Here is a 15,533-nt window from a genome sequence, read left to right as displayed (position 1 = left end):
TTAGTGCTCTCCTATCGCGTTTAACAAGTGCTGTGCAAACAGCGCCCTGATCTGCTCATTTTCACCTAAACCTTGTAAATAACATTGTGTCTCTATGCCAATGGCTTCTATTTGGCTTTTCCATGAATCTTCCTCATCAGAGGCCATGTCGTTAGTAGCATGATCACCCGCCACAATCATAAAAGGGATTAAATGAACTTTACGAACATTCTCTTGTTGTAAGCGCACTAGCACAGTGTCAATTTCAGGGTAACTTTCTACTGCCCCCATGATAAAAGGCAAATTTTTAGTCATAAACAAGTGATCGATACAGGCGTAGGCAGCAAATGCATGATGGCTAGCGCCGTGCCCCATAAAGACAATACGTTCATCTGCTGGTAACTTAGGGCTGTTATCAATTAGCGCATCAATCACCGCTTGGTAATCTTCAATGCTACTGAGCAGCGGCTTGCCAATAGTCATCCGATCAAATTGATCTTTATAAACCATGACTTCGGTGGTGATTTTTTCAAATTCATCGCCATTCAATATATGCAACGATTGAATCACTACATCTCGATAACCTTCTTCGATGAGCCTTTCCAATGCTTTTTGAGGGCAGTCGATAAACATTTGATCGCGGTTGGCTACTTTTTTACGGATGATATGAGATGTCCATGCTCTAAAAAAATCGCGATCAGGGCACACCGCTTGCATTGCTTTTTCACACGATTCAATATTTTTAATACGAGTTTCGGGATAACTAGTACCAAAACTCACCACTAATAATGCTTTTTTCATGGTCATTCCTTACTGTGCTGGGTCACTGATAAAGGCTGAAAAATCGAGCATTTGTTGTAGACTTACGACACCACCGATTACGATAAGTGCAGGAGGTTTAACGTCCTCAGCCTTTGCTACATCAACAATGGTCTCAAGCGTTGCCGTTACGACGCGTTGCTTGTCTCGACTTGCCCACATCACAATCCCAACTGGGGTATCGGCTGGCTTACCGTACTGCATAAGCTCTTGGGTAATGTTTGCAAGGTTAGCAACGCCCATTAAAATAACAATCGTACCGTCTAACTCTGCTAATGCTTTCCAGTTAATAGGGTCTGTTTCTTTATCAGCACGCAAATGACCTGTTACCACATGAAAAGAAGATGCATGATCACGGTGCGTCACAGGAATCCCTGCACACGTTAAACCACCAATAGCTGAGGTAACCCCTGGTACTACTTCAAAAGGTACTTGTTGCTCAACCAATAACTGAGCTTCTTCACCACCACGACCAAACACATAAGGATCACCACTTTTTAAGCGGACTACTTTTTTACCTGCTTTAGCATGATCCGCTAAAATTTGGTTAATTTGATCTTGGGGAATAGGATGATGATCACTCTTTTTACCCACATCAATAAGCTCACAGTGCTTAGGGGCAAAAGTTAACAACTCAGGATTAACCAAGCGATCATAGACTAAAACATCCGCATGTTTTATACATTCCATGCCTTTAACGGTAATTAAAGAAATATCTCCAGGACCAGCCCCAACTAACCATACTTTACCTTTCATGTTCTCACCCTCTTATTAATACTTGTAATTGCTCGGCTAATGCTTCAATACTTGATACCACGGTTTCATACGTTTGCTTAGGTCGACTGATAACGATGCAGGTAATTCCTAATTCTAAGCAAGGCAAAACCTTCTCGCTGTAGCCCCCCTCCGCCCCTGACTCTTTGGTGATAACCACATCACTTTGGTAAAACTGATACATGGCTTTATTCATGTCATGACTAAAGGGGCCTTTCATAGCTACAATCTCGCCCAACCCTAAACCTAAATCGACACACGACTGAATAACACCGACAGTTGGCAATACCCTTGCGATAAGTATTTTATTTGGGAGTAGTTGTTTGTATTTTGCTAACTCTTTACTTCCCGTCGTTAAAAATACTTTTTCACCTAAACGACTAGCCACTTGGCAAGCCTCTTCAATACTAGCCACCTTGATCAGCAAGGGATGCTCTAATAAATCTATTTGGGTTTGACGCTCGTAGCGGATCAACTTAGTCGCTGTTTGCTGAGTCGCTTGTATGATATTTTTTGATACTTCAGCAGCAAACGGATGTGTAGCATCGATGACTAAATCAACGCTTTCACGATGAAATAACGCCATCATTTGCTCGATATCTAATCGTCCTACATGCACTTTACCTTGTAAGTGCATGGCGGTTTCATTACCTGCTTCGGTGGCGACAGAAAGCCCATAAGTTAAACCTAACTGCTCTAATCGTTGGCATAGCAATACTGCATCGGAAGTACCACCAAATACATGGATTTTACCTATCACACCATATACCCTCTTGGTGTAATGATGTAATCTTTGTAACGGTAAGTCGATTTATTACCAACAATCACCATCGAGGTCATCCCCACAACACTATAATCAATCTCTGCAAGGGTTGTTAGCCACATATCTTCTTTTGCACGACCTGCTGCTTTAACAATCCCCACAGGTGTTTCTGGGCGTTTGAAAGGAGACATCAGCTCAAAGGCTTTTTGTAAGTGGTCTGGGCGGCCCTTAGAGCGTGGGTTATAAAAGCAAATGACAAAATCGGCATCAGCCGCCATGCGTACCCGTTTTTCGATTAAATCCCAAGGGGTTAATAAATCGCTCAAACTAATATGGCAAAAATCATGCATTAATGGGCAACCGATCATCGCCGCACTGGCCACACTTGAAGTTACACCGGCTACTACTTTAACCTCTAAATCTAAATGATCTCGTGCAATGATTTCAAAAACAGGACCAGCCATACCATAAACGCCAACATCTCCACTACTCACCAAGGCTACTTTTTTACCTGATTTAGCTGCTTCAATGGCTGCTTCACAACGCTCTAATTCTTTGCACATTCCCGTTCTAATCAGCTCTTTACCTTCAATCAAGTGCTTAATAAGATTGGTGTACGTTTTGTAGCCTACAATGACTTCTGCATCTTGAATTGCTGCGATAGCGTCTTGTGTCATGGTGCCTTCATCACCTGGGCCTAAACCAACTAGATATAACATTTGCTTACTCCTAATGTGATGGTAATACCATCTTGTTTTAACGTTTCGCCTAATAAATTCCCATTACTCATTATCCAAGCACAAGGCTGAGAAACACTGCCTATTCCAATGGTTCTACGTACAAATTCAGAAATAGGAAATAGGTGTTCGTGCGCTTGTAATGCCTCAATGGAAAAGATTTGAAAGGGGACAGCTAACTGCTCTGCCAGAGCAATTAACCCAACTTCATCCTGTTTAATTATGACACTGCCGATTTGTTTAATGGCTCGTAAATCAATTTGATACTTGGCTAGATGTTGACAAAGGTGTTGATAAATAAGTGCTACATCAGTTCCACGCCGACACCCTATCCCTACAACGATATTTTTAGGAATGACTTTTACCACAAGGCAATTTGCAACAAACGATAATCCCGTATGGTTAGATACCACAACCAATGCAGCTAAGCCCTCTGGTATCAATTGCAAGTCAGTTACTGGCGTAAAGCCTCGGGTATCTTCTACTTCTACACCATCAAGGTATAAACCAACAGCTTGGCCACTAACCAATAACTGATTAATATCTTTCACCTGTTGTCGATACAAGCTAACGTCTGCACCTATCGATTGAATCAAGGTATCAAGTGAAGCTAACTGATTAACATCGGTAGCCGTTGTAATAACAGGAGTTGCACCTAATAATTTAGCTAATTTTACAGCCAACTGATTAGCCCCTCCCACATGCCCAGATAACAAACTAATCACGTGCGTTGCGTGCTCATCCATCACCAATACGGCAGGGTCTGCCAACTTATCAGTTACTAAGGGCGCTATCATTCGTACCGTAATACCGGTGGCACAAATAAACAATAACGCCTGATAAGTTGTAAAAAGACGATGCACACAATCCGCCATACTGCCGTTAAAACCTGTAAACCCTGTGCTTACAAGCTTATCACTGGTAAAACAGTCACAAGGCAGCAACTGTGACAAACGCATCGCTTGCGTTTTTCCGCCGAGCGTTATGGTCAATACAGCGAGTTTAGGCTTTTCTGAATTCATGACTAAACTCTGCATCATAAAGCTTGGAGTAGTAATATTCCTCTCCTAGGAAACGACCTACTAAAATCAAAGCGGTTTTATTAATACCAGCCTCTTTTACCTTACTGGCAATATCATTTAATGTGCCTGTGACTTTACACTCATCTGGCCATGTTGCTTTGTAAATAACTGCCACGGGAGTATCCATAGGATAACCATTGCCCTGATTATGGAGTTTTTCAACCACTTTCGCCATGTCATGAATCGACAAGAAAATAGCCATTGACGTTTGGTGCTGTGCAAACAACTCCAATGACTCTAATTCTGGGGTTGGTGTGCGCCCTGCCATACGGGTAATAATGAGGCTTTGTGAAACTTCAGGCACTGTGTACTCTACGCCTAATTGAGAGGCAGCCCCTAAGAAAGAACTCACCCCAGGAACAGAAATAAAACCAATGGCAAGTTTAGCCAATTCTTCAGCTTGCTCACGAATGGAACCATAAAGAGAAAGATCACCTGTTTGTAGTCTAACCACCAACTTGCCTTGATCTATCCCCTCTTTCATCAAATCAATAATTTCTTGCAGTGATAGAGATGCACTGTCATGACAAGCAGCCCCTGACTTACAATAATGCAGTAAGTCGTGATTAATTAGTGAGCCAGCATAAATCACGACATCCGCTTGCGCTAGAATACGATAGCCTTTTAACGTAATCAGTTCGCAGTCACCAGGGCCTGCACCTATAAAATAAACCTTACTGTTATCAATGGTTGTCGTCATCAGCTTTCAGCCCCTTTTGAACAAGAAATAATATAGGTAGGATTATTGGGTTTAAAATAATTCCCTTTACCTAACTTAGTTAAACGTGATACCTGTAACTGTGTCACCTCAATAGCTTCAAAACCTATCTTAGATAAAATATCCAATGCTTCCATCAGGTTATTAAGCAATATAAAATTAAGCACTAAGCGTCCATTCGCATTTAAAGAGCGAAATGCCCAACGGATAATTTCATCCAACTCACCACCACTACCACCAATAAAAATGGCATCGACGGCTTGCTCTGGCAATACTTCTGGAGCAGCTCCTTCAATAAGGTATAAATTATTAACATGAAACTTTTCACAGTTTTGCTTAATTAAATCAATCGCCTCTGGATTTTTTTCAATGGCAATCGTTTGTAACTGGGGGTAACGCAAGCTGGCTTCAATACAAATACTACCAGTGCCTGCACCCACATCTACTAAAGTCTTTGCTTGGGAGAGGTTTAGCCAATCAATGGTTAATACACGGACTTCTTCTTTGGTCATGGGTACATCACCACGAATAAATAAATTATCTTTCATCAATAATCACCACCACATTCATTTGATAAGTTTTGTCTACCACTTCGCTTGCTTGGCTTTGTGTTATACATTCATTGGGATAAGAAAGGTTTTCGCCGATCACCAGTTTTCGCTGAAAGCCACGTTTAATAATTTCTTGTGCTATTTGATAGGGGCCTAATTTTTCATCGGTTACTAACGCCACCTTTGGGTGCTGTAGCATAAAATCAAAGTCCGGAGTTTTACCATGGCTACTGGTGAGGTAAACATCGTTCATATCAAGGCCGATTCGACTAAATAGATACTGAATAGAACTAATGCCTGATACTATCTGTACATTATCCTGTGGCATCTGTTGACGAATATATTTACCTAGCCCATAGAGCATTGGATCGCCTGAGGCTAACACCACAACAGATAGCGCTTGATTTTGTTTTAACCAAACAATTAAATCTGCTAATTTTTTATCTAACAAATGCTCTTTTGCATTATGGGGCGCAATGGCTTCTAATTGACGAGTTGACCCTACAACATAATCACACTCATCTAGCAAACGCTTGGCTAACGGAGTTAAATAATCGGTTGAACCGGGGCCTAAGCCAACAACGCTAATCACAGTTGAAACTCCTCTATTAACGTGGTTAAAGGAGCACTACAACCTAACAGTTTGCCATCCATAGAACACAGTACGGCATCAGCCTGCATCGGATTTTTAGTAAACCTAGACAGTTGCTCTACTCGCTCTTTAATACGTAAAGCTATTTGCTGATAAACAGCTTGATAATTTTCTTGCTCAATAAGCTCCATGGCCGCTTCGGTCGTTTTACATTGATCAATCTGCAATAAAAAATCTTGTGGCACACCCATTAAAGCTAATAGGGCGATTAATGTTTCAATACGCCCATCCGCTACATGATTATGGGTATGAAAGATACCTGCCGCCACTTTAATAAGTTTGCCTAAATGCCCTAAAATTAAAACACGCTTAAAGCCTAAGCGCTCTGCATCCTTCAAAACATGGCGAACAAAATTACTCATTACGACAACGTATTGGCTATTAAAACCTAATGCTTCTGCAAACTTTTCGCCTTGATTACCTGGAACAAAGATTATTTTGTCTAAGCCTTGCTCACGCTTCATTTCGATTTCTAAACTAATAGATTTTTTCCATCCTTCCTCAGACATTGGGGTAACAATCCCCGTTGTTCCAATAATAGAAATCCCTCCCATAATGCCTAAACGAGGATTAAAGGTTTGCTGAGCGCGCTCTTCTCCCTCAGGAGCGAAGATAACCACATGGGCACCACGTTGCTCACCAATCACTTCACGAACAGCCTCTTCAATCGTACGCCGTGGGGTATCATTAATGGCTGCTGCACCGATCTCATGCCTTACGCCTTTGCGTGTCACGCGACCAATGCCCTCACCACCATCAATAGTAATAGCGCCTGACTTGTTTAAAGTCACGCTAGCAAAAATAAGCATGCCGTGTGTCACATCGATATCATCGCCGCCATCTTTTTGAATAGCCGCGGTGGCCGTATTTTCTTCAATGTAAGGTTCTAACACATCTAAATCCAGTACAACACCTGATGGTGTCGTAATCGATACCTGTGAGATCACCGTTTGTTGCAAAACCATTAACGCAGCCACTTTAGCAGCAGCTGTTGCACAAGAGCCTGTGGTATAGCCTTTACGAAAAGGTTTATTATCAATCCAGACAACGTGTTCCATTAACTATCTCACAAGCTGTATAACAAAGCATTCATGATAGCGGCCGCAATATTAGAACCTCCTTTGCGACCTTGAGCAGCAATATAGGGTAAATCCGTTTGCATTAATGCATCCTTCGACTCTTCTGCCCCCACAAAACCTACAGGGACACCCACAACCGCTGAGGGCTTTAAACGCCCCTCTTGATAGAGTTCTAATAGCCGAAATAAGGCAGTAGGTGCATTACCGAATACAAAGATTTTCTCACCCTCCTCATTAGCTGCTTGCTCAACAGCAGCCATTGAGCGCGTGATCCCTTTTTGATGAGCTATTTCACGGGTAATGGGGTCTGCGACATAACAGCGATATTGGCAACCTAATTTATCTAAACGGGTTTTATTCATTCCTGACAACACCATATTGGTGTCTGTATAAATCGTCGCGCCACGCTGTAAAGCCTCTAATAATGTTTGATTGGCTGTACTAGAAAACTTAAGAATATCGAGCCAATCAAAATCTGCACTGGTGTGAACACAACGCTTAATTATTTTTGCTTGTAATTCGTCTTTAAATTGATAGTCAGGTCTTGTTTGCTCAATAATTTGTTGAATAATTTCAAAACTTTTATCTTCAATATTTTGTGGTTGTGTAATATAAGTCATACAAATCCTTAACTTAGCCAGTAAATAGTGCAGTCAATCACTGCAAATAAAATAAGCGCCAATAAAGCTACCCGATACATTAAGGCAATGGTTATTTGAATATCCTGTTGCGCAATAGAGCGTGTCTCATCGCCTAACCAAGGCTTTTCAACTAACTCGCCAAAATAACAGTTAGGCCCACCCAAACGAATACCTAACGCCCCCGCTACTGTTGCTTCTGACCATGCACAATTAGGGCTTTTATGCTGATAGCGATCACGCCAACCAATCAATAAAGCAGCTTTAGCATTAAGCTTCATCCAATAAGCCGCTAGCGTAAAAAGCAACCAACTGATACGAGCAGGAAAATAATTAAACACATCATCTAATTTGGCAGAGCAATAGCCAATAGCTTGGTATTTAGGCGTTTTATAACCCACCATAGAGTCCAACGTATTCACTGCTTTATAGGCCATTGCCAAAGGTACGCCACCGATGAACAAATAAAATAATGGTGCAATGATACCGTCCACCGTATTTTCAGCCACTGTTTCCACTACGGCGCGGGTTATCTGAGGTTTATCGAGTTGAGAAGTATCCCTGCCAACAATATAAGAAAGTTTTTCTCTAGCCTCCTCTACTGTCCCCATATCCAATGCTTGAAAAACTGTTACTGCAGCATCTTTCAGGCATTTTGTTGCTAAAATGCTATAGGCCAATAAACATTGCACCATAAGGCTTAACCAGAATGATCCTAGTGCCAATACATAGATAACTCCCCATGTCACCCAATACGTACCGCCAACAATCACAATCCACAAGGCTAAGCCGCCCCATTTTAAAGACATCTCACTCTGGCACACTTTGCGAATACGTTGTTGTAAGAAGTTGATACTAGAGCCAATCCAACGTACAGGGTGAGGCCAATTGGGAGGATCACCCAACCATAGATCTAGCATAAATCCAATTACAATCGGCACAATCCCCCAAAAGCAGCTCATTGCACCGCCCTATCTAGCCATCGGCATAGCATAAAAGGGTTCTGATAGAAATGAACATGTAAATAACTGGCTAATGTATTACCCAGCTGATAACCTCCTTGCCACGTTTTGATGATTTCGCCATCACGTGTTTTATAAAGATCAAAAGCACAATCAAGTGATGTAATAAACTCTGAATGGTGAAACTCATGCCCTCTTAGTATTTCACCCTTATTAGCCAATAGCGTATTTTGTAACGCTTTTGCTTCACAATAGCCAAAACGTTTTAAGCCTTTGCTCATTTGACTGTACCCCGTTAACACGCCAACCATTGGGTAAACTTGCCCATCAACCTGCAATGACTCCCCCAAATACATCAATCCTCCACACTCAGCATAAATAGGGATTAACTGCTGATGTGCATCTGCAATAGATTGACGCATAGATAGATTAGCGGCTAGCTGCTCTGCAAATATTTCAGGGAAACCACCACCTAAATAAATTAAATCGCAGTCAGGCAAAGCTTTATCAGAAAGTGGGCTGAAAGGAACTAATGTGATGCCTAAAGTCTTAAGCAACTCTAAATTATCTTGATAGTAAAAATGGAAGGCCGCATCTTGAGCAATGGCCATTCTAAGCCCTTGATAGTTTCTCGAATCAGGTAACCTAGGTGAAACTATAGTTTCTTCAGTACTTTCACTTAGGGAAAGAATATTATCAATCTCAATGTATTGCTCTACCGTATCAGCCAACTTCTGCCAATAGGATTGCATATCGCTCATCTCTTCAGAAGGGACTAATCCTAGATGCCGTTCAGGTAAGGCTAGCTCTGCAAGACTGGGTAAATGGCCTAATACAGGAAGTTGGCAATACGTCTCGATGGCTTGTTTTAATAATTGATAATGGCTATCGGTATTAACCCGATTTATCACCACTCCGACAATGGGTACATTTGGCTGGAATACCTGAAACCCTTTCACTGTAGCCGCAATGGATGTAGAAACTGCCTTACCATCAACCACTAAAACAATCGGGCAAGCAAGGCTTTTGGCTAACGCTGCACTGCTACAATAGTTAGGATCGATGCCATAGCCATCATAAAGCCCCATCACCCCTTCAATAATATTGATATCAGCTGTTTGTGCATGGGTATGGAAAAGATAATGTAAGTTCTCTTCAGGCACCATAAAGGCATCTAAATTACAAGAAGCTTGATGAGTGGCTAACTGGTGCCACCCTGTATCGATATAGTCAGGCCCCACTTTATAAGGTTGCACTTTTAACCCACGTAAGGTTAAGGCATGCATTATACCTAAAGTAATTGTGGTTTTACCTGCACCACTATGGGTTGCCCCAAACATGATCTTTTTCATGACTCTTTTTGCCTATCCACCCGCAAACAAAAAATTCACACCTTGTTATCAACAAGTAGGAATGCGCGTTTGCTATTGATGAATCGAAATAAGTAGACATGAATAAGCACAACCCGCCTTCCCACCGAAGGTGTTATTTGGCATTACAAATGGTCTTCTGGCTTAGCTTCATTCTTCCCTCCACCTTCCCGAGTGATTCACTCAGTGGTATCAAAAGGGTCGTCCACCTTACAGCAGCGGGGGCTGCACAGGAATTACACCTGTTTCCATAACAAGCAGTTGCTTATTACATATTTGTAATACGTATTTAACATACTAATAGATAGTCCATTAAAATAACATGGCAATTAAAAATAACTACGATTTAATTGACCCAAGTAAAAAATCCGTCAATTTCTGTTTAACTGATTTTGCTCTAACAGGGTCTTTATTTTCTGTCGAGATAGCCACAACTAGACCATCAACACGCACTACCGCGGGCGTATAAAAGCTAGAAGTTTGAGGATTTGCGGTATCATCAAACCATTGCCAATCTTCAATATTTTGCGCAACGCTATCATTAACGGCTGGTTGATTTGTGGCAGCATAGATGATATGAAACCCTTTCACATCTTCACTCTCAAAGGGGCGCTCAATAATTTTTATCTGTGTTATCTTTTGTATTTCTGGCAATATTTCTGGTGAAACAACCGTAATTTCTGCACCTGTATCAAGTAGCCCTGTTAATTTGCGTAAGGCAACTTTACCCGCCCCCACAATCAATACTTTTTTATGGGTTAGTTTAAGTGCCAGAGGATAAAGTGCTGTCATCGTTATACCTTTACGTTAGATTTCTCTGTTTAATACAATCTCTGAAACACCCAGTTCTTTATTTAACACTCTAGCTAATACGAACAACACATCCGATAGACGATTTAAATATTGCATAATGGTAGGAATATAATCTTCTTTTAAATCAGCCGCAATTAAATAACGCTCTGTTCGACGACAGGTCACACGTGCCATATGGCAATGTGCTGCTGCTTTTGAACCACCGGGTAAAACAAAATCCTGCACAGGATCTAGCTGTTGCATTAACGTAGCTGCCCAATTTTCCAAAAACTCAACATGACGGGTTTGTAACGCGCAGCGATTAGAGTTAGCCAGTTGCGATCCAGTTACCAATAACTGATGCTGAATAATAATGAGCTGGTCGATTATTTCACTATTATTCACATACGCTCGCAATAGCCCAATACTGGTATTTAGCTCATCAATGCCACCTATTGCCATAACTCGAGGAGAGGCTTTACTCACCCGTGAACCATCACCTAACCGAGTCAATCCCTGATCGCCCGTTTTCGTAATAATTTTGGCTAACTTAAACCCCATAATCACCTCTAAATAATGTGAAATGCAAAGTATTAGATTATCACGTATGATGTTTATCAACGTAATTTATCGTCATATCTTATCAGGAACTTTTATTTTAAATAACATTATTATATTTATTGAGTAAGGTAGTGATTAACTAATATTTGTTTTTTTATAAAAGAACCATCACACTTAAGCTTGTGATGGTTCTTAGCTGATACCACTAAAACTGATAGCGATAACCAATATTAATTTGCTGTTGATCGAACCGATTACCCTTCGAATAATGCAAATCGGCGTGAAAAGTATGAGCTTTATTAATCGTCGTACTAACCCCTAGTTCATTATCCCAGAAATTCCCTTTAAAATTGTGCTTTTCTTTTACATCATTGAGATAATAACTAATATTGTTTCCCATAAATTCTCTTACATATCCCGTTTTAAAATATACATTCACAGGGCTAGCCGTATTTTTTATTTCATAACCTATCGCTGTGCTTAGTCGGCCTAGCGTAGAATCATAATCGCTGAGCTTAACTTTTAAACCATTAGAAGCATGAACCGTATCACCCTCTTGATGCATATAACTTAATTGCGCCTGTGGTTCTAAATAAACACCTTGGCTAGTTTGCTGTAAGTAAAATCGTTTACCTGCCTCTATAGATAAACCATAACCTGCACTTTTGGCATTACCTGATACGTTATTATTTTGTGTATCTTTTACATGAAAGTTATTTTTAATATGCTCATATTTTAATAAGGTATCAATATAAAATTGGCTATTATCAACATAAGTACCATAAAGCCCTGCATTATAACTTTTAGCGCTACCGTGCCCATCTTTATAATCAGGATCTGCATCTGTATAGCCTACCGCAACACCTGTACGCAATGAGCCAGATGATAATGGAATCAGCTTATCTATGCCCACTTGCGTGCCACGATAATCCATATCGAAACCGCCCAAGTTACCAGAAAAAGAATTAAGCTTTCCAGTAAACCCTCTTACCCAGAAATCGACTTCTTTTGTACTATTCTCATTACGTAAATCTCCCATTCTTTGCATTAAGTTCTGAGTATTTACATAATTCATCAAATAGCTGACGTTCAAAAAATTTCCTGCCGCTAATGCAGAGCTAGTCTTACCACTCGAGCCTCCTTGAGCAGCATAAAGCTCCCAATCATTACCCGCTTGGCGTAATTTAAATAAATATCCACCTTGCTCCACAGCATGATCTAAAGTGAACTGATTTGCTTGGCCACCATTGTTCGTTTTGACAACTGTTAATGTATCTGTTGGTTTTGTAGCGGCAGAACCTTGATTAATAATCGAGAGCTTATTCTGGCTACTCGCGCTTAACTGATTAACATTAAGCAAATCTCCCTGTTGACTCGCCATATCTGCACGCATGGTATAAAGGCCACTACCTGATAAATTATCAACATTCAATGTAATATAATCAGTATTAGGCGTCAAAGAGGTACTGCCAAAACGAATATTACCATCGTTTGCAAGATTAGTAATATTAACGAACGTATCATTGGCTAAACTGGAATTATTTTCAAGACTTAACAAACTTGAAGCATCAATCGTAGCATTCTCTATTGTTGACACTTGATTAGCTGAGCCTTCAACTGCTAATGTACCGACATTAGTAACTGCAAGACTACCTTTAGAAATAGCACCGTCTTTTAAAAGACTATAGCCACCATCCACCTTTGTATCTTGAATAACGCCTGTTTTATAAACATACTGTTTAGCACCATGCTCGACAACGGTTCCTATGGCTTGGCCATTTGTATCTAGAACTTGTGTTCCACCTTGTTTAATCGTCGCATTATTTGCTGTTGGTGTATATGCTGACCAGATTCCTGTTCCTTCAACCCACTGACCATTTTCCCAATCGCCATTCTTTTGACTAATCGTTTGGGTACCATACACGGTAGCATTTTCAGAAATACCACTTTGAACACGTTGCTGCCCGCCTGCATAAATCGTTGCATTTTGATCGGTGACTAAACGGCTCGAATCTCCTGAATAAACAACTTGATACCCCCCTTCATAAATAAAGGTATTAATAGATTTCCCTGAGGCTAGCTGATAACCACCACTTCCTATATGTGAGTTTTCGGCTGTTCCATTATAAACATTTTGTTGTCCGCCATTGATTACAAGCGTATCTTTAGTTTTAGAGTCTGGACTAGTTAAAGCTAGATTTAATACCCCACCATTAACAACAATGGATTGCGCATAGCCATTAGCAATGGTTAAAACTCCCCCCGTTTCAACTTTTGTATTGTATGCTTCAGATCCTTTATTAACCGACATAGTACCTAGATTTTTAATGGTTGTATCATAAGCTTGCGCACCTGCCCCTAAACTGATAACACCTTTAGCATACTGGCCAAAAAGGTCAGCATTACCTTGCACTGTATTACCAATCGTATAGCTGTCTGAACCAACATTAATCTGTACAGAAGTAATCGTATTATTTAGAATATAATTGTTGTTGCCCGCCGCGATGTAATTACCCATTGAAGTGTTCGTTCGAACAATACTTTGGCCTTGAACATAGCTATTAGCTGCTATGGCTATATTGTAATTTCCTTTTGCTAAATCAGCATTTAACTTTGGTGCACCGTCCTGATATAAGCCATTGGTTAATATCTGATCCGTATTAGGCGCTGTTTTTTCGGGTATAAACGAGCTAGGTGGAGTTTGTGCTATTGCCATATTGAAAGTATTCATTAATACTGAAAAGACAATAGTTTTCTTAAAAAGCTTTATACTTATATAATTCATTTTAATACTCTTGACGGCATAAAAAGAGTTGGGAAGAAGAAGTCATTTCTCCGAAAAAAAGATTTTAGTTTATTAGACTAAAGTATTTCAAACTCTAAATAACCTATTTATGATAATCCTATTGAAAATCACAAATACTTTTCATATGTTCATAAAATAGACAGGGAATATCTTTGTATTTTCTATAAACCATTCCGTATTTAATTTAGAAAATATTTACAATTCTTTTCTTTGCCTAAAATGATAAAATAAATTTTTTCTTATTACTTCAATTAGGCTATTTTATGGATCCACGCAGTGAAGTGTTACTTCGACAAATCGAATTATTTACCGACAATACACTTTTAGTGGGTTTACCAGCTGATGAATTACTTACCATGATTCCTACTGGCAAAGGTTGGTCTTGGTTTGCTGATGATAGCCAAATACTTCAACAATGTTATCCAGAAAAGATACACCTTGGTACAACAGCCCCTTGCGAGGTATTTTCAGCTGCTGTTATTTTTTTACCTAAATCGAAAGAGTTAACAGACTATCTCTTACAGGCCACAGCGGCCACACTAAAAACTAATTGTCCACTGTACTTGGTAGGAGAAAAAAAAGCAGGGATTGAGCGCGCGGCCAAACAACTCACCACTTATGGCAAAGCGATCAAACTTGATAGTGCTCGTCATTGCCAATTATGGAAAGTCACCCCACAAGAAGCCATACTACCACCTAAACTGAGTGATTTTGCACAAACCTACCATGTAGATGAGATCAACATTACAAGCTTTGCAGGTGTTTTTAGTCATGGTAAATTGGACATAGGCACAAACCTTTTATTACAACACCTTACAAATATTCCCCAAGGCAAAATATTAGATTTTGGGTGTGGTGCTGGCGTTATTGGCAGCCTTATAAAACAACAACACCCTAAAACTTGTGTTTATTTACAAGATGTGGATGCCTTTGCTATTGCAAGTACAGAGCAAACGTTACAACAAAATCAGCTAGAAGCGACAACATTATTAGCTGACGGGATTAATGCGGCCCCCACAGAACTTAGTATGATTATTACTAACCCGCCCTTTCACCAAGGGGTGAAAACAAATTATGAAACAACGGAGCAACTATTAACCCAAGCGGTCTATCACCTTATTAAAGGAGGTGAACTACGGCTTGTTGCCAATAGCTTTTTAAAATACCAACCTATTATTGAGCAAGCTTTTGGTAATTGCCAAGTCTTGGCTGAAAAAAATGGCTTTAAAATTTACTCAGCCATTAAATAA

At 40.2% G+C, this 15,533-nt stretch carries 16 protein-coding genes and 1 riboswitch; of the genes, 1 reads left to right on the top strand and 15 read right to left on the bottom strand.

Going from position 1 to position 15,533, the window contains the following annotated elements; all coding sequences use genetic code 11:
- The 15 genes from cbiK to DM558_RS03230 form a co-directional block, all read right to left on the bottom strand.
- Entirely contained in the window at positions 1–780 is a 780-nt protein-coding gene (cbiK, locus tag DM558_RS03300; protein ID WP_109703000.1) for a sirohydrochlorin cobaltochelatase, read from the bottom strand.
- 9 nt (positions 781–789) lie between these two features.
- Entirely contained in the window at positions 790–1,554 is a 765-nt protein-coding gene (cobA, locus tag DM558_RS03295; protein ID WP_127162037.1) for a uroporphyrinogen-III C-methyltransferase, read from the bottom strand.
- Between the two features lie 4 nt (positions 1,555–1,558).
- The gene (cobK, locus tag DM558_RS03290) at positions 1,559–2,332 is read right to left on the bottom strand and encodes a precorrin-6A reductase (RefSeq protein WP_127162036.1); all 774 of its coding nucleotides are present in this window, start codon (positions 2,330–2,332) and stop codon (positions 1,559–1,561) included.
- A complete protein-coding gene (gene cobJ / locus DM558_RS03285) occupies positions 2,329–3,054 on the bottom strand; it encodes a precorrin-3B C(17)-methyltransferase (RefSeq protein ID WP_127162035.1) in 726 nt (241 codons plus the stop codon). The genes cobK and cobJ overlap by 4 nt, the downstream gene beginning before the upstream one ends.
- Complete coding sequence (gene cbiG, locus DM558_RS03280; protein WP_127162034.1) at positions 3,042–4,094, bottom strand: cobalt-precorrin 5A hydrolase; 1,053 nt, start codon at positions 4,092–4,094, stop codon at positions 3,042–3,044. The genes cobJ and cbiG overlap by 13 nt, the downstream gene beginning before the upstream one ends.
- On the bottom strand, positions 4,075–4,854 hold the full coding sequence (locus DM558_RS03275; protein ID WP_127162033.1) for a cobalt-precorrin-4 methyltransferase: 780 nt from the start codon (positions 4,852–4,854) through the stop codon (positions 4,075–4,077). Before DM558_RS03275 ends, cbiG begins: the two co-directional genes overlap by 20 nt.
- Positions 4,854–5,420, bottom strand: coding sequence for a decarboxylating cobalt-precorrin-6B (C(15))-methyltransferase (locus DM558_RS03270; protein WP_127162032.1), 567 nt, complete (start codon positions 5,418–5,420; stop codon positions 4,854–4,856). The genes DM558_RS03275 and DM558_RS03270 overlap by 1 nt, the downstream gene beginning before the upstream one ends.
- Positions 5,410–6,015 (bottom strand): cobalt-precorrin-7 (C(5))-methyltransferase, encoded by a 606-nt coding sequence (locus tag DM558_RS03265; RefSeq protein WP_109703007.1) that lies wholly within the window; start codon positions 6,013–6,015, stop codon positions 5,410–5,412. Before DM558_RS03265 ends, DM558_RS03270 begins: the two co-directional genes overlap by 11 nt.
- Complete coding sequence (gene cbiD / locus DM558_RS03260; RefSeq protein ID WP_127162031.1) at positions 6,012–7,133, bottom strand: cobalt-precorrin-5B (C(1))-methyltransferase CbiD; 1,122 nt, start codon at positions 7,131–7,133, stop codon at positions 6,012–6,014. Before cbiD ends, DM558_RS03265 begins: the two co-directional genes overlap by 4 nt.
- A gap of 8 nt (positions 7,134–7,141) precedes the next feature.
- On the bottom strand, positions 7,142–7,774 hold the full coding sequence (locus tag DM558_RS03255) for a cobalt-precorrin-8 methylmutase (RefSeq protein WP_109703009.1): 633 nt from the start codon (positions 7,772–7,774) through the stop codon (positions 7,142–7,144).
- An 8-nt stretch (positions 7,775–7,782) separates the two neighbouring features.
- Entirely contained in the window at positions 7,783–8,754 is a 972-nt protein-coding gene (gene cbiB / locus DM558_RS03250; protein WP_127162030.1) for an adenosylcobinamide-phosphate synthase CbiB, read from the bottom strand.
- Complete coding sequence (locus DM558_RS03245) at positions 8,751–10,106, bottom strand: cobyrinate a,c-diamide synthase (protein ID WP_127162029.1); 1,356 nt, start codon at positions 10,104–10,106, stop codon at positions 8,751–8,753. Before DM558_RS03245 ends, cbiB begins: the two co-directional genes overlap by 4 nt.
- Positions 10,107–10,236: 130 nt before the next feature.
- Positions 10,237–10,420, bottom strand: a riboswitch (cobalamin riboswitch).
- Positions 10,421–10,463: 43 nt separating this feature from the next.
- Positions 10,464–10,916, bottom strand: coding sequence for an NAD(P)-dependent oxidoreductase (locus DM558_RS03240; RefSeq protein WP_127162028.1), 453 nt, complete (start codon positions 10,914–10,916; stop codon positions 10,464–10,466).
- Positions 10,917–10,931: 15 nt separating this feature from the next.
- Positions 10,932–11,477 carry a cob(I)yrinic acid a,c-diamide adenosyltransferase gene (locus DM558_RS03235; RefSeq protein WP_127162027.1) on the bottom strand — a complete coding sequence of 182 codons (546 nt, stop codon included), beginning with the start codon at positions 11,475–11,477 and terminating at the stop codon, positions 10,932–10,934.
- Between the two features lie 205 nt (positions 11,478–11,682).
- The gene (locus DM558_RS03230; protein WP_127162026.1) at positions 11,683–14,262 is read right to left on the bottom strand and encodes an autotransporter outer membrane beta-barrel domain-containing protein; all 2,580 of its coding nucleotides are present in this window, start codon (positions 14,260–14,262) and stop codon (positions 11,683–11,685) included.
- A gap of 284 nt (positions 14,263–14,546) precedes the next feature.
- On the opposite strand from DM558_RS03230, the gene DM558_RS03225 reads away from it, so the two are divergent.
- Complete coding sequence (locus DM558_RS03225) at positions 14,547–15,533, top strand: methyltransferase (RefSeq protein WP_127162025.1); 987 nt, start codon at positions 14,547–14,549, stop codon at positions 15,531–15,533.

Source organism: Entomomonas moraniae, from assembly GCF_003991975.1.
GTDB lineage: Bacteria > Pseudomonadota > Gammaproteobacteria > Pseudomonadales > Pseudomonadaceae > Entomomonas > Entomomonas moraniae.
The sequence above is the reverse complement of the archived record's forward strand: the minus strand, read 5'-3'. Positions and strand labels throughout refer to the sequence as shown.